This is a genomic window from Bradyrhizobium sp. AZCC 2289 (assembly GCF_036924615.1).
GTDB lineage: Bacteria > Pseudomonadota > Alphaproteobacteria > Rhizobiales > Xanthobacteraceae > Bradyrhizobium.
Genome location: NZ_JAZHRY010000001.1, coordinates 3,886,043 through 3,911,552, shown reverse-complemented (window position 1 = coordinate 3,911,552; position 25,510 = coordinate 3,886,043). Strand labels below are relative to the sequence as shown.

General features: G+C 62.2%; 21 protein-coding genes and 1 pseudogene. 11 read left to right on the top strand and 11 right to left on the bottom strand.

Annotation, left to right across the window (positions count from 1 at the left end; translation table 11 throughout):
* Window positions 1-424 precede the first annotated feature (424 nt).
* Window positions 425-1,018: a hypothetical protein gene (locus tag V1289_RS18630; protein ID WP_334398243.1), complete on the top strand. Its 594-nt coding sequence runs from the start codon at window positions 425-427 to the stop codon at window positions 1,016-1,018.
* Between the two features lie 444 nt (window positions 1,019-1,462).
* Here V1289_RS18630 and V1289_RS18625 read toward each other — a convergent pair whose 3' ends face one another.
* The 3 genes from V1289_RS18625 to V1289_RS18615 are packed head-to-tail and all read right to left on the bottom strand — an operon-like array spanning window position 1,463 to window position 4,488.
* Complete coding sequence (locus V1289_RS18625) at window positions 1,463-1,786, bottom strand: hypothetical protein (RefSeq protein WP_334398242.1); 324 nt, start codon at window positions 1,784-1,786, stop codon at window positions 1,463-1,465.
* A gap of 15 nt (window positions 1,787-1,801) precedes the next feature.
* Complete coding sequence (locus tag V1289_RS18620) at window positions 1,802-3,046, bottom strand: DUF1501 domain-containing protein (RefSeq protein WP_334398241.1); 1,245 nt, start codon at window positions 3,044-3,046, stop codon at window positions 1,802-1,804.
* Window positions 3,047-3,048: 2 nt separating this feature from the next.
* Window positions 3,049-4,488, bottom strand: coding sequence for a DUF1800 domain-containing protein (locus tag V1289_RS18615; protein ID WP_334398240.1), 1,440 nt, complete (start codon window positions 4,486-4,488; stop codon window positions 3,049-3,051).
* A gap of 649 nt (window positions 4,489-5,137) precedes the next feature.
* On the opposite strand from V1289_RS18615, the gene V1289_RS18610 reads away from it, so the two are divergent.
* The 4 genes from V1289_RS18610 to V1289_RS18595 all read left to right on the top strand — a co-directional run bounded on the left by V1289_RS18610 (window position 5,138) and on the right by V1289_RS18595 (window position 8,590).
* Window positions 5,138-5,428 (top strand): hypothetical protein, encoded by a 291-nt coding sequence (locus tag V1289_RS18610; RefSeq protein WP_334398239.1) that lies wholly within the window; start codon window positions 5,138-5,140, stop codon window positions 5,426-5,428.
* 152 nt (window positions 5,429-5,580) lie between these two features.
* The gene (locus V1289_RS18605; protein WP_334398238.1) at window positions 5,581-6,711 is read left to right on the top strand and encodes an efflux RND transporter periplasmic adaptor subunit; all 1,131 of its coding nucleotides are present in this window, start codon (window positions 5,581-5,583) and stop codon (window positions 6,709-6,711) included.
* Window positions 6,708-7,364: an ABC transporter ATP-binding protein gene (locus tag V1289_RS18600; RefSeq protein ID WP_309180517.1), complete on the top strand. Its 657-nt coding sequence runs from the start codon at window positions 6,708-6,710 to the stop codon at window positions 7,362-7,364. The genes V1289_RS18605 and V1289_RS18600 overlap by 4 nt, the downstream gene beginning before the upstream one ends.
* A complete protein-coding gene (locus V1289_RS18595) occupies window positions 7,361-8,590 on the top strand; it encodes an ABC transporter permease (RefSeq protein ID WP_334398237.1) in 1,230 nt (409 codons plus the stop codon). Before V1289_RS18600 ends, V1289_RS18595 begins: the two co-directional genes overlap by 4 nt.
* 469 nt (window positions 8,591-9,059) lie before the next feature.
* Here V1289_RS18595 and V1289_RS18590 read toward each other — a convergent pair whose 3' ends face one another.
* Window positions 9,060-10,820, bottom strand: a complete 1,761-nt coding sequence (locus V1289_RS18590; protein ID WP_334398236.1) for an adenylate/guanylate cyclase domain-containing protein — start codon at window positions 10,818-10,820, stop codon at window positions 9,060-9,062.
* A gap of 222 nt (window positions 10,821-11,042) precedes the next feature.
* Here V1289_RS18590 and V1289_RS18585 point away from each other — a divergent pair, with 222 nt between their 5' ends.
* Window positions 11,043-12,131 carry an ABC transporter substrate-binding protein gene (locus tag V1289_RS18585; protein WP_334398235.1) on the top strand — a complete coding sequence of 363 codons (1,089 nt, stop codon included), beginning with the start codon at window positions 11,043-11,045 and terminating at the stop codon, window positions 12,129-12,131.
* Between the two features lie 172 nt (window positions 12,132-12,303).
* Here the strand turns inward: V1289_RS18585 and V1289_RS18580 are convergent, their stop codons facing one another.
* The 7 genes and pseudogenes from V1289_RS18580 to V1289_RS18550 all read right to left on the bottom strand — a co-directional run bounded on the left by V1289_RS18580 (window position 12,304) and on the right by V1289_RS18550 (window position 19,369).
* Entirely contained in the window at window positions 12,304-12,900 is a 597-nt protein-coding gene (locus tag V1289_RS18580; RefSeq protein WP_334398234.1) for a hypothetical protein, read from the bottom strand.
* A 478-nt stretch (window positions 12,901-13,378) separates the two neighbouring features.
* A pseudogene (locus V1289_RS18575) lies at window positions 13,379-13,794 on the bottom strand (IS5/IS1182 family transposase); the annotation flags it as partial.
* Between the two features lie 94 nt (window positions 13,795-13,888).
* Window positions 13,889-14,473, bottom strand: coding sequence for a hypothetical protein (locus tag V1289_RS18570; protein ID WP_334398233.1), 585 nt, complete (start codon window positions 14,471-14,473; stop codon window positions 13,889-13,891).
* Window positions 14,474-14,500: 27 nt separating this feature from the next.
* Window positions 14,501-16,441 (bottom strand): M56 family metallopeptidase, encoded by a 1,941-nt coding sequence (locus V1289_RS18565; RefSeq protein ID WP_334398232.1) that lies wholly within the window; start codon window positions 16,439-16,441, stop codon window positions 14,501-14,503.
* Window positions 16,438-16,824 carry a BlaI/MecI/CopY family transcriptional regulator gene (locus tag V1289_RS18560; protein WP_334398231.1) on the bottom strand — a complete coding sequence of 129 codons (387 nt, stop codon included), beginning with the start codon at window positions 16,822-16,824 and terminating at the stop codon, window positions 16,438-16,440. Before V1289_RS18560 ends, V1289_RS18565 begins: the two co-directional genes overlap by 4 nt.
* A 325-nt stretch (window positions 16,825-17,149) precedes the next feature.
* Window positions 17,150-18,541 (bottom strand): M48 family metalloprotease, encoded by a 1,392-nt coding sequence (locus tag V1289_RS18555; RefSeq protein WP_334407543.1) that lies wholly within the window; start codon window positions 18,539-18,541, stop codon window positions 17,150-17,152.
* Between the two features lie 123 nt (window positions 18,542-18,664).
* The gene (locus V1289_RS18550; protein ID WP_334398230.1) at window positions 18,665-19,369 is read right to left on the bottom strand and encodes a thermonuclease family protein; all 705 of its coding nucleotides are present in this window, start codon (window positions 19,367-19,369) and stop codon (window positions 18,665-18,667) included.
* Between the two features lie 111 nt (window positions 19,370-19,480).
* Between V1289_RS18550 and V1289_RS18545 the strand changes: the two genes are divergently transcribed.
* From V1289_RS18545 to V1289_RS18525, 5 genes are all read left to right on the top strand, one after another.
* Entirely contained in the window at window positions 19,481-19,951 is a 471-nt protein-coding gene (locus V1289_RS18545) for a VOC family protein (RefSeq protein ID WP_334398229.1), read from the top strand.
* 283 nt (window positions 19,952-20,234) lie between these two features.
* Window positions 20,235-21,440, top strand: a complete 1,206-nt coding sequence (locus tag V1289_RS18540) for an ABC transporter substrate-binding protein (RefSeq protein ID WP_334398228.1) — start codon at window positions 20,235-20,237, stop codon at window positions 21,438-21,440.
* A gap of 132 nt (window positions 21,441-21,572) precedes the next feature.
* Window positions 21,573-22,367 carry an enoyl-CoA hydratase gene (locus V1289_RS18535; protein ID WP_334398227.1) on the top strand — a complete coding sequence of 265 codons (795 nt, stop codon included), beginning with the start codon at window positions 21,573-21,575 and terminating at the stop codon, window positions 22,365-22,367.
* Window positions 22,368-22,369: 2 nt separating this feature from the next.
* Window positions 22,370-23,134, top strand: a complete 765-nt coding sequence (locus V1289_RS18530; RefSeq protein ID WP_334398226.1) for a hypothetical protein — start codon at window positions 22,370-22,372, stop codon at window positions 23,132-23,134.
* A gap of 133 nt (window positions 23,135-23,267) precedes the next feature.
* On the top strand, window positions 23,268-25,448 hold the full coding sequence (locus V1289_RS18525; RefSeq protein WP_334407541.1) for an acetate--CoA ligase family protein: 2,181 nt from the start codon (window positions 23,268-23,270) through the stop codon (window positions 25,446-25,448).
* Window positions 25,449-25,510 lie beyond the last annotated feature (62 nt).

The window sequence follows — 25,510 nt, the reverse complement described above, 5'->3', positions numbered from 1 at the left end:
TTCCGGGGCGCGCGTAGCGCGAGCCCGGAATCCATAACCACGATCGTGAGCATGGATTCCGGGCCTGCGCCAAGAGGCGCATCCCGGAATGACGAGGTCGGATTTAGTTCACCGCGATCTTGACGCGGCCGCGCGGCTTGACCTGGGCGTGGTGCCGTCCGCTGAGCTTACGTGTGCGCATCTAAAATTAGGCACCGAGCAAGAACTGCGACGGCAGGCTGCTGCCAATGGCGTCATCGCAGCCGCTTCAATTCTCCATGCAATTGGCCTCGCCCAGCACGTCGTCAACCTTTCGATAGAGCGGGAGGGCGTCCTGGCGGAAATGTAGGAATCGCAGGGGTTCTCGATGTGGATACAGATGTAGGTCCAGTGAGTAGAGCTGTAGGATACACTGTGGGAATGGTCCGCTGAGTCGGAAACTGAGATGACACCGTTCGAACTAGGCCGCGGGCATGACCTCGATATCGAGCGGCAGCGCTTCGGGAACGAGTGGCTGTTCAAGTGGTACTGCCTGAACATGGAAGGGAAGACCGTGGATGTCCCGAGCTACGATGGCGGCCGGATTACGATTGGCGGGGTTCTGTTTCAGGGGCAGGCTCAGTCGATCTATTGGCAGGCAATCGGGCGGTATTTGAACGGAAAGGTCCATGAGACCTTCCAGAAATGGGATCAGGAGACCCGTTCCTACCCGCCAGCCTTGCGGGCGTCATCCTTGGACGGGACTGAGCGGATAGCGCGGCAGTTCGTTGCAGGGGTGGCCGAGCGGTCGCTAGAGACCTTCCGAGCGGTCGCAGGACGCGGCGTTCCGGTGACCGAACCCCCGCACGAGGGAAGCGGGATGCACAGTAGGGCCAATCTGGAGATACTTCGGCTTGTGCAGGCGCATGGGGGATTATTGTCAAGTGTGCAGGGTGCAGAGGTGAAATGGTGGCGACGGTTGGTGGATGCCCTGAACATTAAGCCGGGGATGTTCGGAATGAACATTGATCTTAAAAAGTTGTTCGGCCGGCAGAAGTAACCGCCCAGCAGGGGTCACTGTGGGGTGGTCCGCGAACGATTGAAGCCGAAGGCCGAGACCGGATGGGCTCAGCGCCCGCTACGCTCGCTTGGCCGGGACGACGAAACTGGGTGCGCGCGCCGATGGCGAAGTGCGTCGATCAGCATCGACAGGACCGACGAGCGCTGATGGCGGGTCGGGTAGAAGAGGGGATGAGTTGAACCCGCCTCGCTCCTCAGGTCTTGGTCGCCTTCGCGGAATCCCGGCGCGAACGCCACGAAGGGGCCGCCGAGATCCGAATGATGGAAGGGGGTTCGTGTCGGCCGTCGCATCTTGTGTCATGCTCTTTCAGGAGACGCGCGAATTCGGTGCGATAGAGCCTGCTCCAGCGCGTACTCAGGCTGGCGAGGAATTCGAGTTCGTGGCCTGTGGGAAGCGACACGTCGGATCGATCGCGAAATGTCGCTACATCCATTGCATTCCGGCGAATTGCCAGCCGCTGTAAGGGCCGACATAAACGCCAGTCTGCAGGCACTGGGCTTTGGCGGCCGTGCACATCGGGACCCTGTCCCTCCGCGCGCTGGAAACGCGAATGCACGAGGCGGCATAGGCGCTGCAGGTTTGGGGAATCGCAGCCCTTCTCGTCGCCATCCGGTATCGAAAAGAGCGCCCTCCATCGGACGACATGCAGCACTTGCCGTTCATTCTGCTGGCCGACGCGGTGGTGAATTCGGACGACAAAGCGAGGCCGGAAATGGCGAGCAACAGGATAACGGGGAATCGCTTCATGGTAGACCTCCCTGGTTAGCCGACCAGACCTGATGTCGGCGTGACGTCGGCACTTTCAGGAAACACGGTGCTTGCGAGCGCGCGCTCATCGACCCTCAAATGATCCCTGAGCAGGCCCTTGAGCACGGCGCGCAGATCGGTGGTTGGTTTGAGGTCGCGATCCTCATAAAGCTGGGCCTGCTTCAGTCCCGGCCAGTCGGCGATCACGCGCCCGCCGCGCAGCGCGCCGCCGACGAGAAAGGCGACGGTGCCGGTGCCATGGTCGGTGCCGTCGGTGCCGTTAATGCGCGCGGTGCGCCCGAACTCGGTGACGACGGCGACTACGGTCTCGCGCCAGGCATCGCCCATGTTGGTCTCGATCGCGGCCAGCGCGACGTCGAGCGCGCCCAGGAGATTGGCGAGTTGACCGGAAGCCGCGCCCTCGTTGATGTGTGTATCCCAGCCGACAAAGCCCGCGGCCCCGACGCGCGGACCATCCGGTTTGGCGAGAAAGCGCGCGGCGGTGCCTGCGGTTTCCGCGACATAGGCACGCAAGCGCGCAATGCCAAACTCCGGAAGCTCGCCAGGCGCTGGCGCATCCATGCCGCCGGTGCCTGCAAGGGCTGCAAGGCGCACCCGCGCTTGCAGCGCAACCGCAAGCTTCGGGTCGGTGTGCTGATAGAGGTCCAGTAGCCGCGCTTGGGTGTCGTCGCTGGCTGCGAGCAATTTTTGCGGGACCCAGGACATCACGGGGGCCTTGCCGCGCACCACCAGCGGCGTGACCGCGCCGACGCCTAGCGCCCGGCTGCCGCGCAAATCCACCTGGCCGTCCGACGCCAGTTCGACCAGCGCGCGATTGAGCCAGCCGGTATCGATGGCACCCGGCCGCGCGAGCCCGCTCTCGAGGACGTCCTGGCCATCGAAATGCGAGCGCTCGCGATAGGGCGTCGCGGTGGCATGCACGATGGTTGCCTGCTGCGCCTTGTAGAGCCGGTACAGGTTCGGCATCGCGGGATTGAGGGCGAAGAAGCTGTCGAGCGGCAGCGCCGGCGTTTTGCCGTCGAGCACCAGCGCCCGGTCGCCGCGCAGGCCGATCCAGTCGGGGTCGCCGACGGGTGCTACCGCACCAAGTCCGTCGAGCGCGCCCCTGAGCACGATGACGAGCAGGCGCGGATCGCGCCCCTCTGCCCGTGCCAGCCTGGGCATCTGGCTCCATGCGAACAGCGAACCGGCACCGAGCAGCGCCTCGCGACGGTTGGGCAAATGGTGGCGAAAGCCCATCTTCACCTCCTCTGAAACTCGGATGACATGAACAGCAGCGCGAGCGCCTGCTGGCGGCTCTCGGCGCGGCCCACCGCCTGCATCACCTCGGCCGATACGCACGATCCGAGCACGTTCTCGATGACATCCTGCGGATCCACCCGGTCTGACACGCGCTCCGCAAAGTTGTTGGCGACGTCGAGCCGCCGTCCCACGCCGTCAATCCAGGATCCCTCGTCGTCCGGAAAGCCTTTCGGCGACGGCGGACGCCACAGCGGTTCACCGAGCAGCGCCTGCCCATCCGTGAACCGCTGGGGATTGGCTTGCGTGATCCCGGTTGCCCGCACCATGCCGACGACCCACTCGCTCGGGCGCTTCAGCTTGGAGGCGGGCTGCGTCCAGGCTTCGTCGGACTTCACCATCGCCCTGGCAACCTCCTTGAGATCGCCCTCGGTATCGACGAACACCTTTGTCATCCGCTCCACCAGCGCAGGCGGAGGCGCGTCGGCAACGAAATGGCGGGCGAGCTTGGTGGCCACATGCGTGGCGGTCGCGGGATGCGCGGCGAGATCGCGCAGCACGGCGCGGCCCTGCTCCACCGTTTCGTCCTCGTAAGACTTTCCCAGCACCTTCTGCGCGCCGGGCTCGTGCAAGCGCGGATTGAAGATGAATTCGCCGCCATGCTCGGGATTGTCGCCCGGCGGCACCAGCGTCCATCCGGTCAGCACGTTGGCGAAGGCGATGACGTCATCCTGGGTGTAGCCGCTGCGCACGCCGAGCGTATGCAGCTCCAGAATCTCGCGGGCGAGATTCTCGTTGAGGCCACGGGTGCGGTTGATGCCGGCGATCGAATTCGTGCCCATCGAAACGGTCTGGTCGAGATAGAACAGCATCGCCGGATGGCCCGCGGCCGCCAGCAACAGATCGACGAACCGGCCAAGCACGTGAGGGCGGATCGCCTCGCGCTCATAGGCGCCGGACATGCTCCTGATCTTGTCGGCCGAGATGCAGAAATGATTGGACCAGAACCAGACCAGCCGCTCGACAAATCCGATCTCGGCACTGAACGCAGCCTCGGTGCGAATCCGCGCCTCTTCGAGATAGATCTGCCGTCCTGGATCAGGCACGGCTTCGGCAGCCATCTTGGCCGCCATCTCACCGGCACCCGGCGTGGATCCTTCGGTCATCGCAGGCGCTTGCGCCATCTGCTGCGTTTTCGCGTCCTGTTCCTTCCTGGCGAGGATCGCTTTGGCTTGCCGCTTGGCATTGGCGTCGTTTACCGCGCGGAAGGCCTTGGCACTCGACAGGCCGGGAAGCGCGATCTCGCTTGCGGCCGAGCGTTCGAGTTCGGCGATCAGCGCGCCGCGCGGGTCGGCCCCGATCGCCGCAATCGAACCCGGGCGCGGCCCCATCCCGAACCGGTGGAGGGCCAGCACTGCCTCGGCCTTTGCGGAACTGCTCATGGCAACGCCCCGAAGGATCGGGAAGCCCGCGCGCGCCGGAAATACCTGCCGCGTCGAGCCTCGGAAATTGTTACGCCCAGTAGTGCTACGTGTTGTAGCATTTGGAAATTGTCGATGCAAGTACCGATTGAGTGACGATGGCGGCGCTTGGCAGGCCGGGTCTGAAGCGTGCTGCTCGCCCGTGCCGGCGACGTGATCGAATGAGAGGGGCGATGTCCGCTATCGCACCATTGGGACACGCCGACGGGCCTTCGAAATTGGTCTGCTTTTCGGCGAAGATCGTACGAAAAACGATGCACTTTTGGCGATTGGGCACCGATCGGGATTGCGCCGTGCGCGGGAGATGATGACGGAAATCCTTGGCGAGCTTCTCGGCGCCTTGGGAAAACAAATACCGTTAAGTATGACGCTACGTTAGTTTTTCCCTAAAAACATTCCGGTTGCGAGCATTTTTGTTTTATGCGCAGCTAAAAAGTGATTTAATTTTGAACCAAACAAGAAACGGCCGGCTCACCTTAAATGGCCGGGCGGAAGCTGTCGAATTTTCACATACTGGCAGCGGATGCGGCGTCGATGGTCGCAGCAGAGAAAATGTTGCGGCGCAACATAACCAAGAGGCGTAGCGCCTTTTTAAACAGGAGTGCATTTTATGAAGCGTATTATGATTGCTTGTGTAGCAGTAGCAGCCTTTGCGGCCCCGGCGCTGGCCGGCGGTGCCCCGACTGCAGGGCAGCCAGGGTATTACGGTCAGGTTCGCTCCACCAATGCGAGCACAACCTATAATCCTACCAACACATCGAGCCCGGTTGCCAACATCGGCGCTTATTTCTCCGATCGAGGCGCCAGCAACTCGACAGACAATATCCTCTGGAAGAACGACTTTAGCGGCATGAGCATCCCGGCTACGCCGCCGGCTCCGGTCTGCTGGTCCGGCTGCTGAGTCAAAGAGATTGGGACGGGAGAAGCTGTACGTTTCTCCCGTCCGTTTTTTCGTAAATAAGCTCCGAAAGACCTGGACGGCCTAGACCTCCGCGTCCGACCCGGGGCCGTCTAATTCGTCAGCGCTTATTTCCGCGTTCGGTAGCCTTTATCATGAACATTATTCTTCGCGCTTTCTCGGGGATCGGCAGGTCTGCGCTTGTACTGACGGGCGCGTTCGCGGTGGTCGGAGCGATCTTCCTGTTTCCGCACTGGTCCAGTGCAAATGCCCCGGCCTACAAACTCGCTACGCTTGATCGCGGCCCAATCGTCAGCACCGTGACCGCGACCGGCACCATCAACCCGATCACGACCGTCATCGTCGGTTCGCAGCTTTCCGGCCAGCTGGTCGAGATCCTGGCCGATTACAACGACAAGGTCACCGCTGGACAGATTCTCGCACGCCTCAATTCCGATCAGATCAGGTTCAAGCGCGATGCTGCCAAGGCGGATCTCGAGCAGGCTCGCGCCGCGCAGGCCATGCAAGAGGCCAAGGTGGCCGAGGCTGACTTGAACCTTGCCCGCCAGGTACGGCTCAAGCCCACTGGCGCCGTCTCCGACGTGAGCTATGAATCGGCGCGCACCGCTGCCGTCGTCGCGAAAGCACAGCTGCAAGTCGACGCGGCCAAGATCTTGCAGGTGGAGGCGGTGCTTCGCCAGGTCGAGGTGGACCTGGCCAATACCGATATTCGCTCGCCGGTGGCTGGCGTGATCATCCAGCGCAGTGTCGAGCTTGGCTCAACGGTCGCTGCTTCCCTGCAATCGCCAACGATATTTACCATCGCGGACGATTTGCGCCGGATGGAAATCGCCGTTTCGATCGACGAGACCGACGTTGGCCGTGTAAAGCCGGGCCAGCGGGCCGTATTCACCGTCAGCGCGTACCCCGGGCGCGAATTCGAGGGCAAGGTCAAGCATGTGAGGCTGGGTTCGCAAACCGTGTCCAACGTCGTCACCTACACCGGTATCGTGTCGATCGAGAATCCAATGATGGAACTGCTTCCCGGGATGACGGCGAGCGTCAAGATCGAAACCGAGTCACGGTCCAACGCGCTGCTCGCGCCAAACGCAGCGCTGCGGTGGAAACCCGCGGGAGCGGTCGTGAAGGGACCGGGTGTCTGGGTGCTCGGCGCCGATGGAGATCCCCGGATGGTGCCGGTCCGCCTCGGCGTGGGTGACGGCAGCGTCACCGAGATCACCGCTGTGGAGCCAGTCCGCGAGGTCATCGTAGGCAAGAAGCAGTGATCAGGACCGAGAACCTTACCCGACATTTTCAACTGGGTGAGCAGGTGACGGCGCTTGAAGGGGTCAGCGTTTCTATTGACGATGGAGAGTACGTCGCGATTACCGGACCGTCCGGGTCAGGCAAATCGACCTTCATGGGAATAGTGGGATGCCTGGATCGGCCGACACACGGGAGGTGCTGGATTGATGGCGTCGATACGTCCGATCTTGCTTCCGACGATTTGGCCGCGATCAGAAATCGCAAGATCGGTTTTGTTTTCCAAAACTTCAATCTGCTTGAGCGGCTGAACGCGCGGGAAAATATCGAGCTGCCGCTGATGTACGCTGGCGTGCGCCGGCGGTCCCGCCGCGAGATCGCGGAAACGGCGCTGCGCACGGTCGGTCTCGCCGATCGCGGCGATCATCTCCCCTCGCAGCTTTCCGGAGGCCAGCAGCAGCGGGTCGCTGTTGCGAGGGCGCTCGTCTGCTCGCCTAAGATTATCCTGGCGGATGAGCCGACGGGAGCATTGGACAGCAAATCCGCAAGCGAGATGATGACGCTGTTCCAGCGGCTCAACGAATATGGCAAGACCATTGTCGTCGTCACCCATGATCCACAGGTTGCCCGGCACGCATCAAGGGTGATCCGCTTTTTCGACGGCAGGGTTTTATGAACCCGTTGGAGACAATCCATACCGCCGTCATGGCGCTTCGCAATCACAGGCTGCGTTCCGGTTTGACGGCTCTGGGCATCATCATTGGGACCTCGGCGACGATCGCGATGCTGGCCGTCGGTGCAGGCGCCCGTGCGCAGGTTGCGGCCCAAGTCCAGAGCCTTGGATCCAACCTGTTGATCGTTGTCTCCGGCAATGTCAACCAGTCCGGCGTCAGGCTCGGCGCGGGCGCAGTCCCAACGCTCACAGATGAGGATGCCGCGGCAATCGGCCAGGAAGTTCCATCGGTCCAGGTGACGTCTTCGCTGGTCAGCGGAAAAATCCAGATCGTTGCGGAAGCGGCCAACTGGGCGACAAATATATACACCGTGGATGTCGGCTATCTTGAAGTACGTGACTGGGGAGTGGAAAGCGGACGTTCGTTTGAGCCGGACGAAGCGAAGGCCGGTGCTCAGGTCGCACTGCTGGGACAGACGGTGGCAAAGCAGCTGTTTCCCGACGTCGATCCGATCGGACGCGAGGTCAGGATCAAGAACGTGCCGTTCAAGGTGATCGGGATGCTCGCGAAGAAAGGCCAGTCCACCGGAGGGCAAGATCAGGATGATGCGCTGATTGTGCCTCTAAACACCGGCAGGCGCGTGCTGGGAAGCAATCAAGCAAAGTCCCGGTCGATTGCCGCCATCCTGGTAAAGGTGCGCGATGGCGAGAGCATGGTTCAAACGAGCGAAGACGCCGAGGTGCTGTTGCGTCAGCGGCATCGCCTGGCGCCACTCCAGGACAACGACTTCACAATCCGGAATCTGTCGGCGATTACGGAGGCCAGGGAGGCCGGTGTTAGAACGCTGTCCATCCTTCTGGCATCGGTCGCACTTGTTTCGCTCGTAACCGGAGGAATTGGCATCCTCAATATCATGCTGGTATCGGTCACCGAGCGAACCAAGGAAATCGGCATTCGGTTGGCTGTCGGGGCCAGGCGGCGCGACATCCTTTTGCAGTTCTTGTTCGAGGCCGTGGGCTTGTCAGTCTTCGGAGGCGTTGCAGGCGTAATCCTGGGTTTGCTTGCCGCTTTTGGTTTTGCGCACGTGGCGGATTGGTCCTTGATTGTCGAGCCCTGGGCAGTGGCGTCGGCTGTCGTGTTTTCGATGCTGGTCGGGATACTCTTTGGTTGGTACCCGGCCCTGCGAGCCTCTCGGCTTGCGCCAATCGAGGCGATACGGACGGTTTGAAGTGCATCTAGCCTCTCGACGCCCGGAAACAGTGCGCCGCGCAAATCCCGTCCTGAAGCTATTCGCGCGGATGTAGCGATTTACAGGACCGAGCCATCGCCAAGCATGGCGGGGCTCGTCGAATGAATGCTGCACTTCCGGAATTGGCGGCACTTTTCGGACCTCACGCGATGCAGTTGGCAATTGTCGATGCAAGTACCGATTGAGTGACGATGGCGGCGCCGGGCAGGGCGGGTCTGAAGCGTGCTGCTCGCCCGCGCCGGCGAGGTGATCGAATGAGAGGGGCGGTGTCAGCTATCGCACCTTTGGGACACGCCGACTGGCTTTCGAAATTGTCGGCTGTTCGGCGAAGATCGGAAGTCCTCGCGGCGCGGTCAGAACGACGAGATTGACCCCCAACCGGACATCGATGTCATACGAAGGCCCACTCGTTTCGTTCCACTTGCGGCCGAGGTAAGCGAACTCACGGTCAGTCCGCAAGGCCTGCATTTCGGAGACCCCTGGCGAACGTTGCGAGGTCCTCCGCGCGGCGAAATGGTGTTGAATTTATCAGGTTGGAGGCGCGCAAATCGGGACTGCGTTCGAGTGCCCGCGCCATGGCTTTCTGTGCTGGCTCAAGCCGCCCGGCGAGCGCATTGCTGGCTGCGGAAACGCACATCGCCAGAAGGAAAGTCGGATTGTCGCGCGTCGCCTTCTCGGCGTATGACGACGCCATGTCATAACGGCCCGCGAGAAAATGGGCATACGCCATGGCTCCATGCATGCTGAACATGGACGGATCGAGTGGGCTCAGGCGCATGGCATGCGCAGCGTGATCGAGTGCGACGTCGGGCTCACCTCTCCAAACTCTCAGCCAGGCACTAAGATTCCAAGCTTGCGCTAAGTTCGGATTGACCGTCAGTCCCCGATCCATGAAAGCCACAGCGTCGTTGAACTCATGGGCTACAAAGGCGAGTGCATATCCACCCATACACAGCGCTACCGGGTCACCTCCACCGAGATGCACTGCTTTCCGGGCCAGCCGCGTAGCTTCGGCGCTCTCCTGCACACCCTCGATCATCCAGCCACGCGCCTTGCGCTGCATGTAGCACCAAGCGGCCATGCCGTAGGCGCAGGCTAGACGAGGGTCGAGCTCGATCGCCTTGCAAAAGAGCTGGAGCGCCTCGCTGTTCGAGTCCCTGTTCCAATAACGAGCTTTCGCCAGCCCACGCAGGTAATAGTCGTATGCATCCAGATTCTCGGTTGGTTTGCGAGTGGCCCGCTTGATATCCTCACTCTGCAGCTTGGGGGCGATTGCACCCACGACGCTGGAAGTCACATGGTCCTGTAGATCGAACATATCTTCGAGCGCACCATCAAACCGGTCCGCCCAGAGATGTGCTCCGGTTTCGGCATCGATAAGCTGCCCCGCGATTCGAATACGGTTTCCGGCCTTGCGCACGCTGCCTTCGAGTAGGTAGCGCACACCAAGCTCGCGGCCGATCTGCTTCACGTCCACGGCCCGGCCTTTGTAGGTGAAACTCGAATTACGTGCGATCACAAACAGCCAACGAAAGAGCGACAGCGCCATCGTGATATCCTCCACGACACCATCTGCGAAATACTCCTGCTCCGGATCGGCACTAAGGTTCTGGAAAGGTAGCACGGCAATCGAGGGTTTGTCCGGCAGCGCCAACGCGGGTCTTTGTTCTGCTGCCGCAACACGATCCTTCACTCTGAAAACCCGGACTGGTCGCACAATGTTCTTGAGGTTCTGCTCGCCGGCATCATCGAAGACAATATCGAGTTTGTCGCGGAGTTGTCGGTAGGCATCATACGAGACACAGATGCCGCCTGGCTCCGCCAGTCCTTCCAGCCGTGCCGCCACGTTCACGCCGTCGCCGAAGATGTCGCCACGATCAATGATGATGTCGCCGACATTGATCCCAATGCGAAACTCGATCCGCTTCCCCTCCGGCACGTTTACGTTGCGCCCCACCATGCCACGCTGAACATCAAGAGCACAGCGCATGGCGTCGACCACGCTGCTGAACTCGGCCAGCATTCCATCACCGGTGTTCTTGACAACACGGCCGCGGTGTTCGGTAATCTTGGGATCGATGAGGGTGCGTAGATGATCCTGGAGCTGGACGTGTGTGCCCTCTTCATCCAGGCCAGTTAACCGGCTGTAGCCGGCCACATCGGCTGCCAAGATCGCAGTGAGTCGACGCTCGACGCGCTCGCTGGCCAAGGCTCGCCTCCGAGATAGGTGGGATGCAGTTTACGCCTCCCAGTTCCGAGAGCCAAGTAATGAGAGACAGTGTTTGGCATCCACTGAGCCCAGCGCCCTGAGGGTCCGTCCGTGGCTGATCATGTCCGGATGTGGCACCTTTGAGACATGCCAACGCGCGCCGAAAATGTCTGTTTGTCGGTGTAGACCGGAAGTGACAGGTGGGCGGCCAAAACGACGCGAATGACCCGGAACGCACTTCAACAATCCCAAACATTTATCGTCTCAGACCCTAACCGGTTCGATCGAGGCTGCTATGATCCGGAAATTGGGCACGATACGTTCTCGGTGGTTCAAATGCGGCGGCGCCATTTCATCGGCCTGATTGGAGGCGCCGCAGCGTGGCCGCTTGCAGCGCGTGGACAGCAGAAAGCCCGCTATCCCACGATCGGCCTCGTGGGGTCTGCTTCGACGGACGACGAGGAGACACGGCGTAGCATCAGGGCGTTTGAGTCTGCTTGCTCCGAGTTTGGTTGGGTCGAGGGGCGCAATATCCACGTCGTCTATCGGTGGGCAGAATCTTCCCAAATGCGCGCCGTCGTGGCCGAACTTGTGGCCTCGGCACCGGATGTCATCGTTGCCAACGGGACATCAGTCCTGACTGCCGTGCGGGAGGCGACGAATTCGATCCCGGTGGTTTTTGTCGGGATTTCCGATCCGGAAGGTGTCGGCATCGTCGCGAACCTTGCCCGACCGGGCGGCAACATGACTGGCCTCGCAAACTTCGAGCCTTCCATGGGCGGGAAATGGCTGCAGACGCTGAAGGAGATAGAGCCGCACCTGACCCAAGTCGGCGTCATCAGGTTCGCGGGGACGCAAGTGAGAATTCTGCGGAACATTGAGGACAACGCTGCTTCGAACGGCATGAAAGTCGTCGATTGCCCCGTGCACGACGGCCGCGAAATCCGGGCGGCGATCGGTGCTTTCGACGGCGAGCCGGGCACCGGCTTGATTGTGCTCCCTGATCCGATCTTCGGGACTTACCGTTCATTGATCTTTGAATTGGTTGCAAAACAACATCACCCCACGATTTACCCGTTTCGGAATTTCGCGGAGGCGGGCGGGTTGTTGAGTTATGGGATCAACATATTGGATCAGGTGCGACGATCGGCCTTCTATGTCGACCGGATTTTGAAGGGAGCGCGACCAGGCGATCTGCCGGTACAAGCGCCGACCAAATTCGAGTTGGTCATCAATTTAAAGACGGCCAGGGCGCTGGGTCTGGATGTTCCCCAGACGCTGCTCGCCCGCGCCGATGAAGTGATCGAATAAGCCCGCCGACTTCCGCAATTGGGCACCTTTGAGATATGCCCGCCTATCCTGAGAATGTCCGTTCACGGAGGTGGACCGGAAGCCGCCGATGTCCCGCCAAACCAACGCGAATGACCCAAACCGGGCTTCGGGTCAAAAACTCAATTGCCGGCGGATGCTTCTATCCCGTCGATCAGCGACATCCGGTATTTGCTGAAATGATGTCACTCATGACCTGCTTCTGAATCGAAGGCGAAGTGGTCACAGAAACATGTCCGAGTTCAGGACTGCTCTTCAGGTCCACGTTTCGCAGTAAGCCGTGGAAATGCTCGCCAGGCTGTACCGGCACTCCCAAACCATCGGAAATATAAAAATTTCTCATAAGATGGACGTTGCCGGGGACGGCAGATCTGACGACGGGGTCAAACGTAACAGCCAGGGCGACGTGGAGGCCGGCTTGCTGCAGTTGCTCTGCCATACTCAGGACCGCGCTGGCACCAAGCGAGTGACCAACCAGGACAATTGAGCTTACGCGCCCGCTCCTGCAATCCTGAATTGCCTCGTTTGCAAGAGAATTCCAAAATAAATGATTGGTTACCGTCGCACTGATATTCCTCTGGCGGAGCTCATCTGCGAGTTGATCAATGCCCGGCGACAAAACGTTCGTTAATCCCCGAAATAAATAGACCTTTTTGTGTGTACCCGGACTGTCTTGCTCAGCGAACGTTGCCGATGATGCTCCGACAACGAACAGAGTTATCAGCAAACACTTGACCGCAAAACGTGACATCGCGGAAGCCCCAGAACGGTGTGATTACGAGACTATAAGGACTAATGCATGGCTGCGCACCAATCCAGAGGAAATGTTTCCAGTGCAGATATCTGCGGTGTAATTTCGTCAGCTTGATGTCGCTCGCCGGCACCCACCGGACCAAACGGGCCGGTCCGTTGGTGTCCGTTAATCGGGGCAGACCGGAAGCGGCTGGCAGAGGGTCAAAATGGAGCGTTTGACTCACAGCAGACATCGACGTGCAGCATGTTTTCTTTCGGTTCAGTCGATCACTTCGTCGGCGTGGATCTTTGGATTTCTCTGCTGCTGCGTCGCTTTTCAACGCCACTACGGAGGTCCGAGATCGATTTTGAATGAAACGATATGGTCCCTCACGTCGCCGCGCGTAAAGCGCATCAGCGGCTGTAGAAATTTACCTTCGCCACCCCAAAAAGACTTTTGCAATAATATGGCCAGTCGTCCGTGAAGAACGCTGATTTCAGGCGGGATTGATCAAAGGTCTGGGGTAGAGAGCGCTGAGGAGTTGCCGCAATAAAAGGCTGAGCCAGCGGATCAGGCGGCGGAAGTTGTAGCCGACGGCGGCGAGGACGGCGTTGTTGGCATCGCCCCGACGGTACCAGAGATAGTTGCGGCCCATGCGGTGCTCGGCCTTGAGATGGCCGATGACGGGCTCGACGGCGGACCTGCGGCGTAGTTCGCGCTTGATCCTGGGCGTCACGCCTCGCTTCTGGCCCGACATGAAGACCCTGAACTTGTAATCGGGCGGCGCGTTGTGGCCGCGGTACCCCTTGTCGGCGAGGATGCGCGCGATGGTGTTGCCGACCAGCGATCCATGTCCGGGATTACGGTTGCCAGCGTATGACCGTCATACGGGTTGCCGGGCAGCGCCTTGGCCACTTTTCGCACCTCGCGCGACGTCCGACACGAGTCCGGAGTGCGCACAACAACGGACATCCGGTGACCACCCTGAATTTATGGGCGCGCAGCCCTACTGCGGACCCAACGCAATTCGTCCGATGGTGCCGTCCTTGACCAGGCCAATCCGCCATTCCGCCATACCGTTGGCGAAATGGGCGATGTAGATGTCGTTGCCCATGCTCGTCACGCCCCGAAACGACATCGCGCGCAGCGCGCCAAGCCGGTTCAGAATGGCCTGGTTAAAGGGAAGCTGCTGACGCGTCTGCGCCGCCATTTCGGCGGTCATGCGATCGTAATTCGGCTCACCGCGCCCCACGGTCTCGATGTATTGCCGCAGCATCTCTTCGCTTCCGGCCAGGGGAGCGGTGCGCCGCCACGCCGGGTGCTCCGGCTGGCCGTCCACCCTGGCCCCCTCGACGGTGTGATAACGCGTTTGCTGTCCCGGCAGCACGATCTCGAGACATTTCCCGGAGGCGTCTGCGACAACCCAGGGAGCATTGACGGAGGTCAGGACCGAGGACGATATGTTCTCGCCGATGGTAGTGCCGTGGGCCGTCCGTTTTCCCTCGGCGTTCAGTTGGTACAGTTGGATGTCCGCGCCGGTGGCGTTATAAAACAACACATGGACCGGCGTGGTGTCGGCCCGGGGTCTCAAATCCTGTTCCTGGGAACAGGCGGCTGTTCAGCCGGGCGCATCATTGCCGTCTGCCCGGAAGGTAACATCGTCGGCCTTGCCATCTGCTCCGAGCAGCAGCCGAATCTCCGCAAAACCGTTCGCGAACTTCACGCCATAGACGTCATAACCACCGGGGCCGACGCCGCGAAAGAAGATCGACTCGACGGCACCGAGCGCATTGAATATGGCCTGCAGCTCGGAAACCTGGCGACGGAGTTTCGTTCCCAGCGATGCACTCATCCGGTCATAATTCGGCGCGCCGCGCCGCAGGTCCTCGATCCCTCGCAGGATGGCTTCCTTGCTGCCCGGCAGCGGGGCCTGGTCTCTGAAGCGATCCGGGACTTCCGCAATTCGCCGGGCGTATTCCTCTTCGATCGCTTTTGCCCTGGCAACGCCGACCCGCGGGGCGAGCCGGGCGCCGGACGACGGGTCCTGCAGCAACAATTGCGTCACCTTGGCCTGGCCATCGCGCAGGAAAATAATGAGGTCGTCATGGCCGCCGGAAAAGGCATCGGCGCCGTAGGCCCTGACCTCGACTTGCGGCCGTCCAGTCTCACGGACCTGGAGCCGCTCACCGTCGCGGCTGACCGTGAGCACGCGGCCCGACGCCAACTGATACCAGCCGACATATGAATCGAGCAGCTGTGCATCGGCCTCGATACCCTGCAACGACAATTCGGCGATCCGCGCGGCGCGCATGTCGCGGCCGTTCTGGCTCACCGTCAGTTCGGACGGTTCCCGGTCGCTGCCGACAGCCAGAGTGATCCGGCCGGCCGCCATCGGGTAGGAATAGCTCCCATCGCCTGCCGCGGCCAATCGGAGTTTCCGTTGCCCGCTCAACTGTCCGAACAGATCGTCGTCTTCCCTGGAAACGGTGAAGATCGAGGCCCGGCCCAATGAATAGAACGAGACGTGTTCGGGCATGCGCACCGTCGCAGCTGCTGCGCCGTCAATCGCCCGCGGCGATACCGGCGCCGTGGTGTAGGTGATGCTGCCGGCCGAAACGACGATGACCGGCAGGACGGCCGCGGCCGTCCATATCCGTTTCCGCCAGCCCAGCTTCGCCGGCGCCGTGGTTGCGGCGAGAATGCGCTCCACGCGCGCGCGTACCGTGCACGCCCTTGCCATTTCCAGCCCCACCGGGGCCGGGGCCCGCCGGACGTGCTGTACGAGATCGAGCAGAATCTCGGCGTAAGACAGCCTGTCGTCGAGAACTTCAAGCGCCCTTGCGTCGCTGATGATTTCGGCCAGTTCGGCCAGCCGGGTCAGGTGCCACCACGCGAAAGGGCTGAACCAGAACACCGCACGATTGAGCGAGGCCAGCAACAGGACATAGAAATCGCGGTTGGCGACGTGGGCCCCCTCGTGGGCGAGCACCGCCCGGCGCTTCAGCCCATCCCAATCGCTGCATTGAGGCGGCAGCAGGATGGTCGATCCGAACGTGACCGGACCGGCGATCACGCTGCTCACGCGCACGCTCCAGTCGGCGGTCCAGGGTTCGCGCATCGGCTTTGCGGCGCGCACCAGGCGCCAGGTCAAATAGAATCCGACCGCCAATCTCAGCAGCAGCAGGCCGGCAACCAACGCGTAGATCGCGGTGGCAACGGCCAGCCAATCGACCACCGCGTGGCCGGCGCCGCTGATAGTGGCGGGCGTGCCGGGATCCGACGGCAGCGGCGAGGGCAGGGGCTCCGTCAAAGGACCCGTCAACGGATTGTTGGCAGGCCACAGGCTCTCCGGCGCCGGCACCGGCAAAGCGTCCAGCGTGACGGTCACGGTGGTCCAGTGCATCAGCAGCGGCATCGACAGCGACGCCACCAGCACCATGACCCAGGATGTCATATGCACGTGCGGATTTCGCACGCGAAGAAGATTCAAACCGATCCACACGACGCTTCCGAGAATGAGGCAGCGAAGCGCCGACTCTGCCAGAATCGCCAGGATCATTTCTTCCCTCCCTTCGCCTTGGCCTTCGCAACCTGGTCGGCCAGCATGCGCAACTGCCGCTGGTCAAGCATGGCCGTATCCACCATGCCGACCAGGACCTCTTCGACGGAGCCGTTGCAGAACCAGTCGACGATGCGCTGGACCGCCTTGGCCGCCACCCGTCCGCGCGGCTCGGCCGCGTGGTAGACATAGGTTCGCCCATCCACCGTGTGCGTGGTGTAGCCCTTGTCTTCGAGCCGTCGCAGCACGGTGCGAACGGTCGATTCCTTGAGCCGACGCGAGAGCCGTTCGCGCACGGCCTCGGCCGTTATGGGCGCGTTGGCCCAAACCAGTTGCATTACCTCGCGCTCGAGGTCACCTAGCTCGGGCAGGCTGTCGTCCATGTTGCCACCTTGCGATCTCAGGCCGTTTTAATGCTACAGAGCGTCGCACACGTTGCCGTTTTCGGCAACGGCTATTCTACTCATGATGGCGGGATCAGTGGGTTGGGTGATCGGTTTGGTAGTTGGTCAGCGCTTTAGCGACGGCGAAGACTAGCAGCCACGTCATTGCGAGGAGCGAAAGCGACGAAGCAATCCATTCTTTCTTTGAGGGGTGAAATGGATTGCTTCGCTTCGCTCGCAATGACGGCACCCAGTCGATCGAGATCCCGGGTTCGCTTTGCGCCCTCAGATGCGCCATTGCGCATCGGAGATGACGCGCTCCGCCTCAATCCACCACGATCTTGACGCGGTCGCGCGGCTTGACCTGGGCGTGGGTGTCGAGGCCGTTCAGGACGCGGAAGCGTTCCGCCGGGCGATCGACGCCGGCCATGCGGTGCGACAGCGATTCCACGGTGTCGCCGGGCTGCACGGTGATGACCTTGATGCGCAGCGGGCGCGCGGCCTGGATTTCGTCGAGCGTGAGGCGGCGGAACGAATTCACGGTCTCGCGCGCGTTGCGCTCGCTCTCGGTGGTCTTCTGCTTGGCGGCGAAGATGAACCGGTAGACGTCGCTGCCGAAGCGCAGCGCATAGACCTTGAACTGCCAGGCGTCGCCATGCGCGGCGGCGGAGGCCGCCGGGAACCCGTTGATGGTGAGATCTTCCGTCGACGCCTTGTCGACGCCTTCCATCCAGCCCGAGTTGAGATAATCGGCGAGCGTCTGTTCTGCCGGCACCCGCACCACGTCGAAGCGCATCGCCTGGGTGCCGCCCTCGCGGACGCCGATCACGGCCTGCGCGGTGTTGTCCAGCGTAAACGTATCGGGCGCTGCGAAGGTGAAGCCGAGTTTGGGATGGAGGAATCTGCGGCCGCGAACAAAGCCTTCTGAGGGGTCTTCGCCATAGACGATGTTGTCGATCGCCGCGAGATAAGTCTCGCGGTCGCGCTCGCCGCCTTCGGGCGAAGTGTATTGCCGGGCGTTGGCTTGCGCGTTCGCCACCCGCTCCGGGGTTGCCGGATGCGAGGACAGGAAGTCCTGCGTGCGCGGATCGAGCGAGGTCTTGCCGGCCTTCAGCGCGGCGTTGCGCTCCATCGAGGTCAGGAAGCGCGAGGCGCCATAGGGATCGAAATGCGCGCGCGCCGAAATGCCGACGCCGATGCCGTCGGCCTCAAATTCCTGCTGGCGCGAGAAGCTCGCCATCGTCAGCTTGGTTTTCGCCAAGGCCAGCGCGGTCAGATCCGGATCGTTGCTCATGTCGGTGACGACGCGGGTCACGACCGCGGCCTGCCGCGCCTGGTCTTCGCGGATCGAGGCGTGCTTGGCCAGCACATGCGCCATCTCATGGCTCAGCACCGACGACAATTCGGAGGTATCGCTGGCCAGCGCGATCAGGCCACGCGTCACGTAAAGCTGGCCGGTCGGCAGCGCGAACGCGTTGACCGCGCCGGAATTGAGGATCGTCACCTTGTAGGCCTGGTCGGGACGATCGGAGGCGGCGACCAGCCGCTCGACGGTCTTGGTGATCAAAGCTTCCAGCTTCGGATCGTCATAGGCGCCGCCATAGGAGGAGAGGATGCGCTCATGCTCGCGCTCGCTCGCGGGCGTTTGCGCCACCGTGCGGTTCGGCTTCGCCGGCGACACCGAGGGGGTCGACGAGGCCGTCTGAAACCGGCCCATGTCGCCGCAGGCGGACAGTGTAAAGGCCAGGCACAGCAAAGACGCCGCAGCCAAAAGGCGGCGGCCTGTCCTTTGCTTGGGCCATCCTGCACGCTCAGACACGTCAGCTACTCGTAATTTGCCCTAATTCCCGCCGAGCATTTCAATTTGCCCCACCCGGAGCACCTCGATTCGGGGCCCACCCCGCGCCTCGACAAAGCCGCGGACACGAATCCTCTTATTTTCGAGGGACTTAGGCGCCAGTCCCGCCGCCTCGAACGCCGGCATCATGCGCCTCGAAATAGTCACAGCAAAGTCCCGTGTCCAGTTTCGGCCGAAATTCAGGTAGGTCGTTGCCCCTGCCTGACGCACGGACAGTACCTTGCCCTCGATAACCGTAAAGCGCCCAATCCCGGCCAAAATATCGCCCGGACTTTCGGCGTTTTTTATGGCGGTGGGATCGGCCCAGGTTCCCCTTTTGGCCCCGCGGGCCTCGGCCTCGGCCGCCACCAGCGCCGAAGCGCAGTCCTTGTCGGTCGCATCGGCCGCCACCAGCGCCTCGCCGCGGCTCAAAAGCTCACTCTGAACTGGAGCCTCGGAACCCGCGAGAAACACAAAGCCCGGCTGGCGGCCGTAGCGGTCCGGCATGTCGTCTGCGCCGCGCAGGGTGACGTCGCGCCCCATCAGGATCGCCGACAGCGCCGCCGCGCCCTTTGCCCTGTCCGGGCCGGCCGGCTCGATGCCGGCGAGGCGGATTTCGCGGCCATCCTCGAGCCGAAAGGTTCTGAGATCAATCACGGCGGCGACCCGGCCCTCGCCCTGCGGCTCGAAGGAACAGGCCGCCGACATCGCCGGGCCGATCGCACTCAGCAGCGCGAGGCCGACAAGCGCGGCGACGCATCGCCTGGAACGCAAGGCCGTAGGGTTGATCACGCGGCTTGCCATCAGGCCGGTTCCTGTATGCTGCCGGTCACCGGCGTCAGCTTATTATCCGAAATTGCGACCAAGGGGGAGGCCATGGAGATCAACGGCATCGCGCATGTTTTTCTCACCGCTTCGAATTTCGAGCGCTCGCGCGAGTTCTATCGCAAGCTATTGCCGTTTCTCGGGCTGACGCCGGTGATCGATACCGAGACGACCTATTACTGCGTCGGCGGACGCACCGCGGTTGGCATCAGCGCGCCGTCGCCCGAGCATGCGGGCACAGCCTTCGAGCAAAAGCGCGTCGGCCTGCATCATCTGTGTTTCCGCGCCCGCGAGCGCGCCCATATCGACGAATTGCATGGCTTTCTGTGTTCGCCCGACGTCAAGATCATTCGCGCGCCGCGCGAGGATCAATGGGCGCCGGGCTATTACTCGCTGCTGTTCGAAGACCCCGACGGTATCAGGCTCGAGCTCAATCATGTGCCGGGCAAGGGGCTGTTGGGGTGATGTAAGGATGCATGGGCCGCGCGCCTCATGGTTCGAGACGCGCGGCGTTGCCGCACTCCTCACCATGAGGGTCCGGTGTCTGAACCTCATCCTTAAGGAGCGGCGTAGCCGCGTCTCGAAGGATGAAGCCAACCAGTTTGCAGACGCTTCCAACAGTCATTCCGCTTAGCGGAAAAACGCCTGATCGCCGCATCCGCTCGCGCCTTGCCGCTCCGCATGCCATGCGGCATGATCGCGCCAACAGAAATTGAAGTCGCAGGCAATGCGGCACAGGGAGGCCTCTATGAAGCGAATTCTCACAAGCGTGTTCGCCTGCGCGCTGGCGATGTCGCCGACATCGGCGCTGGCGCAAGGCAAGCCTCCGCTCAAGCTCGGCGGCATCCTCGATATGTCGAGTCTTTATGCCGATATCACCGGCGCCGGCAGCGAGACTGCGGCGAAGATGGCGGCGGAGGATTTCGGCGGCGAGGTGCTGGGCCGCAAGATCGAGATCATTGCAGCCGACCATCTCAACAAGGCCGACCTTGCCGCCAACATCGCGCGCGACATGATCGACAACCAGGGCGTCGAAATGATCTGGGACGTCGCGGCGTCCGCGACTGCGCTGGCCGCCGGCGAGATCGCGAAAGCGCGGGGCAAGATCGTGATCTTCAACGGGCCCGGCTCGATCCGGCTCTCCAACGAAGCCTGCGGCCCCTATACCGTGCATTATGTGTTCGACACCTTCGCGCAGGCCAATGTGACCGGGCTTGCCGCGGTCAAATCCGGCCTCGACAGCTGGTTCTTCCTCACCGCGGATTATGCGTTCGGCCAGGACCTGGAAAAGGACACCGCCAATGTGGTGGTGAAGACCGGCGGCAAGGTGCTGGGCAACGTCCGCCATCCGCTCAACACCTCGGATTTCTCGTCGTTCCTGCTGCAGGCGCAGGCCTCGAAAGCCAAGGTGATCGGGCTTGCCAATGCCGGCGGCGACACCGTCAACGCGATCAAGCAGGCCGCCGAATTCGGCGTCATGAAGGGCGGCCAGAAAGTCTCGCCGCTGCTCGCCTTCGTCACCGATATCGACTCGATCGGGCTCGAGACCGCGCAGGGCCTGTTGCTCGCCGAAGCCTTTTATTGGGACCTCAATGACGACACCCGCGCGTTCTCAAAGCGCTTCATGGAGCGGATGAAACGGGTGCCGACCTCGGCGCAGGCCGGCGTGTATTCCTCGGTGACGCATTATCTGCAGGCGGTGAAAGCCGCCGGCACCACTGACTCCGCCGCGGTCATGAAGGTCATGAAGGAGACGCCGATCAACGACATGTTCGCGAAGAACGGCAAAATCCGCGAGGACGGGCGCATGGTGCACGACATGTATCTGTTCGAGGTCAAGAAGCCGTCGGAATCAAAAGGCCGCTGGGACGACTACAAGCTGCTGGCGACCGTTCCCGGCAACGAGGCGTTCCAGCCGCTGGAAGCCTCGCGCTGCCCGCTGGTGATGAAGTGATGAAGTGACGAAGTCACGCAGTCATTCCGGGGCGATGCGCAGCATCGAGCCGGAATCTCGAGATTCCGGGTCTGGTCCTTCGGACCATCCCGGAATGACGGTGCCAACCAATAACAAAGAAAGCCACACTCCATGAGCCAGAACGAAATGGTCCTCCAGAACCTGGACAAGGGCCTCCTCACCATCACCATGAACCGTCCCGACCGGCGCAACGCGCTCAATCCGGACATGACGCGCGGGCTGGTCGAGGCGGCGCGGCGCGCGGCCGAGGATCACGAGGTGCGCGCGGTGTTGCTCAAGGGCGCCGGCGGCACGTTCTGCGTCGGCGGCGACGTGAAGTCGATGGCGGAGGGGCGGGCGCCGTTGCCGTTCGAAGCCAAGATGGCCAATCTCCGCCGCGGCATGGAAGTCTCGCGCATCCTGCACCAGATGCCGAAGCCCGTGGTGGCACAGGTCGATGGCGCCGCGGCCGGCGCCGGGCTGTCGATCGCGCTGTCCTGCGATCTGCGCGTCGCCAGCGCCTCCTGCAAGATCACCACCGCCTTCGCCAAGGTCGGGCTGTCAGGCGATTACGGCGGCACCTATTTCCTCACCCAATTGCTCGGCAGTGCGAAAGCGCGCGAGCTTTATCTGACCTCGCCGGTGCTATCAGCGCAGGAAGCCTACAACCTCGGGATAGTGACGAAGGTCGTCCCCGACGCCGAAGTCGAAGAGGCCGCGCATGACCTGGCGATGTCGCTGGCGCAGGGCCCCTCGGTGACGCTGGGCTACATCAAGCGCAACATCAACAACGCCGAAACCATGTCGCTGGAAGAGTGTTTTGACGCCGAAGCGATCCATCACTCGCGTTCCGGCGAGACCGACGACCACAAGGAAGCCGCAAAAGCGTTCGTCGAAAAGCGCAAGCCCGCATTTCAAGGTCATTGAAGATGGCCGGCTATATGAGGCTGCGGCAGATCTGCCTGGTGGCGCCGCAGCTCGAGCCCGTGATCTCGGATATCGCCGGGATCATGGGGCTCAACGTCTGCTACCGCGACGGCAACGTCGCCAAATATGGCCTCGAGAACGCGCTGCTGCCGGTCGACACCATTTTGCTGGAAGTGGTGGCGCCGTTCCAGCCCGGCACCGCGGCGGGACGCTTCATCGAGAAGACCGGCGGCCGCGGCGGCTACATGGCGATCTTCTGCTGCGACGATCCCGATGAACGCGGCAAGCACGCCAATGCGATGGGCGTGCGCACCGCGAACGTGATCACGCACGCGCCCTATCACGGCGTGCAATTGCATCCGCGCGATTGCCGCGCCGCCTTCATCGAGTTCAACCACACCGCCGGCAGCGACGATGTTCTGGGGCCCTATCCGCCGGCTGGACCCGATTGGCAGAGATCGATCCGCAAGGACGTGACGCAGGCGCTGACCGGCGTCGAGATGCAGAGTCCCGATCCCCAAGGATTGGCCGAGCATTGGGGCAAGATCATCGGCGTTGCCGCGAGCAAGAATGGGAGCGGCGAGCCCGAGCTGAAACTGCCCAATTGCAGTTTTCGTTTTGTGAAGGGTGCGAGCGATCTGATGAGCGGACTGACGTTCAGGGTTGCCGATATCGCCAAGGTGCGCGACGCCGCCAAGGCCAAAGGCAACGCAGTGTCGGGCGACGGGTTCGAGCTTTGCGGCGTGATGTCCAAGCTCGTGGCGTGAGCCGTTTTGTCGTCATTGCGAGGAGCGAAGCGACGAAGCAATCCATTCTTTCTTTACGTGGTGAGATGGATTGCTTCGCTTCGCTCGCAATGACGATCTTGAGAGCCGCGCAATAACCATGAGAGCCAACAAAATGCCGCATCCGCTCGACAGTTTCTTCGCGCCCGAAAGCATCGCCTTGATCGGCGCCTCGCGCGACCAGGATAAGATTCCGGGGCGGCTATTGTCGATGCTGCGCAAGAACGGCTATGCCGGAAGGCTCTATCCGATCAATCCGAACTACGGCGATATCGATGGGCTGAAATGCTACCGATCGATCGCGGATGTCGGCCAGCCGATCGATCTCGCAATCGTCATCATTCCGGCGCGCGCCGTGCTCGGCGCGCTCGAGCAATGCGCTGCCGCCGGTGTCAGGAACGCGGTTATCATCTCGTCCGGATTCGCGGAGGAGGGCGGCGACAGCGCGGCGATGCAGGATGCCATCGTGGCGCTGGCGAAGAGGACCGGCATGCGGATTTCCGGTCCCAATGCCGAGGGGTTTTACAGCCAGGTGCAGCGCGTCGCTGCGACCTTCAGCCCGACCGTCGACGTCAAGCCGGACGCGCCAAATCTGGTCGCGACCAAAAGGCGGATCGGCATCGTCGCGCAAAGCGGCGGCATCGGCTTTGCGATCTACCATCGCGCCAAGGCGCTCGGCGTCGCGCTGAGCTACGTCGTCAGCGCCGGCAATGAGAGCGATCTCGGCGCCGGCGAGTTTTTGGATTACATGGTGCAGGATGCTTCCACCGACGTGATCCTGCTGTTCATCGAGGGCATCCGCGACGTCGACAAGTTTCTCGCGGCGGCAAAGCGCGCGGCGGAGATGCGAAAGCCCGTCATCGTGACCAAGGTCGGCCGCTCCGGTGCGGGCGAGCGTGCGGCGGCCTCGCACACCGCCAGCATGGCCGGCTGGTCGGCGGCCTATGACGCGGTGTTCGCCAAATTCGGCTTCATCGTTTCCAACGATCTCGATGAAGCCGTGACCATCGCCGCGGTCCTGACCACCAATCCGCTGCCGAAGGGCGACCGCGTCGCGGTTCTCACCGTGTCCGGTGGCGCCGGCATCTGGGGCGCGGACGCGGTCTCGATGCAGGGACTGAAAGTGCCGGAGCTGTCATCGTCGATCCAGGGCGAAATCAAAAAACTGCTGCCGTCCTATGGTGCGACGGGCAATCCGATCGATGTCACCGCCCAGGGCGTACACTCCGGCGGCCTGCAGCGGAGCATCGACCTGCTCGACGTCTCCGATGAGGTCGACGCCATCCTGGTGGTGCTGTCGCTGTCGAGCGACATCCGGATGCCGTTCAAGGAGGCGGAGCTGAAGCCGGTGCTATCGGCGCAGAACAAGCCGGTCGTGTTCTATTCCTACACGCTGCCGTCGCATTTCGCCCGCAGCGAGCTGGCGAAATCCGGCGCCGTCGTGCTGTCGGGCTTGACGCATGCCGGCGTCGCAATGCGGCAGGCGGCGGATTACGCCAAATTCAAACTGGCCCCGCCGGCGGATGTTGCGGCGCTGCCGCCGCGCGATCTCGCACGCTTTCTGACATCTCCCGTACTGTCCGAATTCGACAGCAAGTCGCTGCTGCGCGCCGCCGGCATTGCCTTGGCCGACGAGGTGCTGGTGACGGAGCGGGGCGGGCTCGACGCCGCGATCGCGCGCGCGGGTTTTCCGCTGGTCATGAAGATCCAGTCGCCTGACATCCCGCACAAGAGCGAAGTCGGCGGCGTCCGCGTCAACATCACCACCAAGGGCGAAGCGTTTACGGCCTTCCAGGCGCTGCTCGACAGCGCACAACGCCACCGATCCAACGCCGCGATCCAGGGCGTGCTGGTCGGCCCGATGGCCAAAAAGGGCGTCGAGATCATCGTCGGCACGTTGCTCGATGCAACCTTTGGTCCGATGATCATGGTTGGCCTCGGCGGCATCACCACCGAACTGTTCAGGGATGTGATCTATCGCCCGGCGCCGGTGAGTGCGGCGGAAGCGTCCGCAATGCTGGATGCGCTGAAGGCGGCCCCGCTGCTCCACGGATTCCGCGGCGCGCCGAAGGCCGACGTCGCGGTGCTGGCGCATTTGATCGCGCAAATCTCGCTGCTCGCGGCCCAGCACGCCGGGGAGATTTCGGAAATCGAGATCAATCCGGCGCTGGTACATCGGGAAGGCCAGGGCGTGACCATCGTGGACGCGCTGGTGGTGGGGAAGAACTCAGCTGTCGTCCCGGCCCATATGCGCAATTGCGCATCAGGAGCCGGGACCCATAATCCGCGGCCGTAGTTGTGTCAGCAGGTATCTGACGTCGGTACTCTCACCGAGACGACACGGCGTATGGATCCCGG

Coding starts and splice junctions, on each gene's coding strand:
- V1289_RS18630 (WP_334398243.1), top strand. CDS start 425: ATGACACCGTTCGAACTAGGCCGCGGGCATGACCTCGATATCGAGCGG.
- V1289_RS18625 (WP_334398242.1), bottom strand. CDS start 1,786: ATGAAGCGATTCCCCGTTATCCTGTTGCTCGCCATTTCCGGCCTCGCT.
- V1289_RS18620 (WP_334398241.1), bottom strand. CDS start 3,046: ATGGGCTTTCGCCACCATTTGCCCAACCGTCGCGAGGCGCTGCTCGGT.
- V1289_RS18615 (WP_334398240.1), bottom strand. CDS start 4,488: ATGAGCAGTTCCGCAAAGGCCGAGGCAGTGCTGGCCCTCCACCGGTTC.
- V1289_RS18610 (WP_334398239.1), top strand. CDS start 5,138: ATGAAGCGTATTATGATTGCTTGTGTAGCAGTAGCAGCCTTTGCGGCC.
- V1289_RS18605 (WP_334398238.1), top strand. CDS start 5,581: ATGAACATTATTCTTCGCGCTTTCTCGGGGATCGGCAGGTCTGCGCTT.
- V1289_RS18595 (WP_334398237.1), top strand. CDS start 7,361: ATGAACCCGTTGGAGACAATCCATACCGCCGTCATGGCGCTTCGCAAT.
- V1289_RS18585 (WP_334398235.1), top strand. CDS start 11,043: ATGACCCGGAACGCACTTCAACAATCCCAAACATTTATCGTCTCAGAC.
- V1289_RS18580 (WP_334398234.1), bottom strand. CDS start 12,900: ATGTCACGTTTTGCGGTCAAGTGTTTGCTGATAACTCTGTTCGTTGTC.
- V1289_RS18565 (WP_334398232.1), bottom strand. CDS start 16,441: ATGATCCTGGCGATTCTGGCAGAGTCGGCGCTTCGCTGCCTCATTCTC.
- V1289_RS18560 (WP_334398231.1), bottom strand. CDS start 16,824: ATGGACGACAGCCTGCCCGAGCTAGGTGACCTCGAGCGCGAGGTAATG.
- V1289_RS18555 (WP_334407543.1), bottom strand. CDS start 18,541: ATGGGCCGGTTTCAGACGGCCTCGTCGACCCCCTCGGTGTCGCCGGCG.
- V1289_RS18550 (WP_334398230.1), bottom strand. CDS start 19,369: ATGTCGGCGGCCTGTTCCTTCGAGCCGCAGGGCGAGGGCCGGGTCGCC.
- V1289_RS18545 (WP_334398229.1), top strand. CDS start 19,481: ATGCTGCCGGTCACCGGCGTCAGCTTATTATCCGAAATTGCGACCAAG.
- V1289_RS18540 (WP_334398228.1), top strand. CDS start 20,235: ATGAAGCGAATTCTCACAAGCGTGTTCGCCTGCGCGCTGGCGATGTCG.
- V1289_RS18535 (WP_334398227.1), top strand. CDS start 21,573: ATGAGCCAGAACGAAATGGTCCTCCAGAACCTGGACAAGGGCCTCCTC.
- V1289_RS18530 (WP_334398226.1), top strand. CDS start 22,370: ATGGCCGGCTATATGAGGCTGCGGCAGATCTGCCTGGTGGCGCCGCAG.
- V1289_RS18525 (WP_334407541.1), top strand. CDS start 23,268: ATGCCGCATCCGCTCGACAGTTTCTTCGCGCCCGAAAGCATCGCCTTG.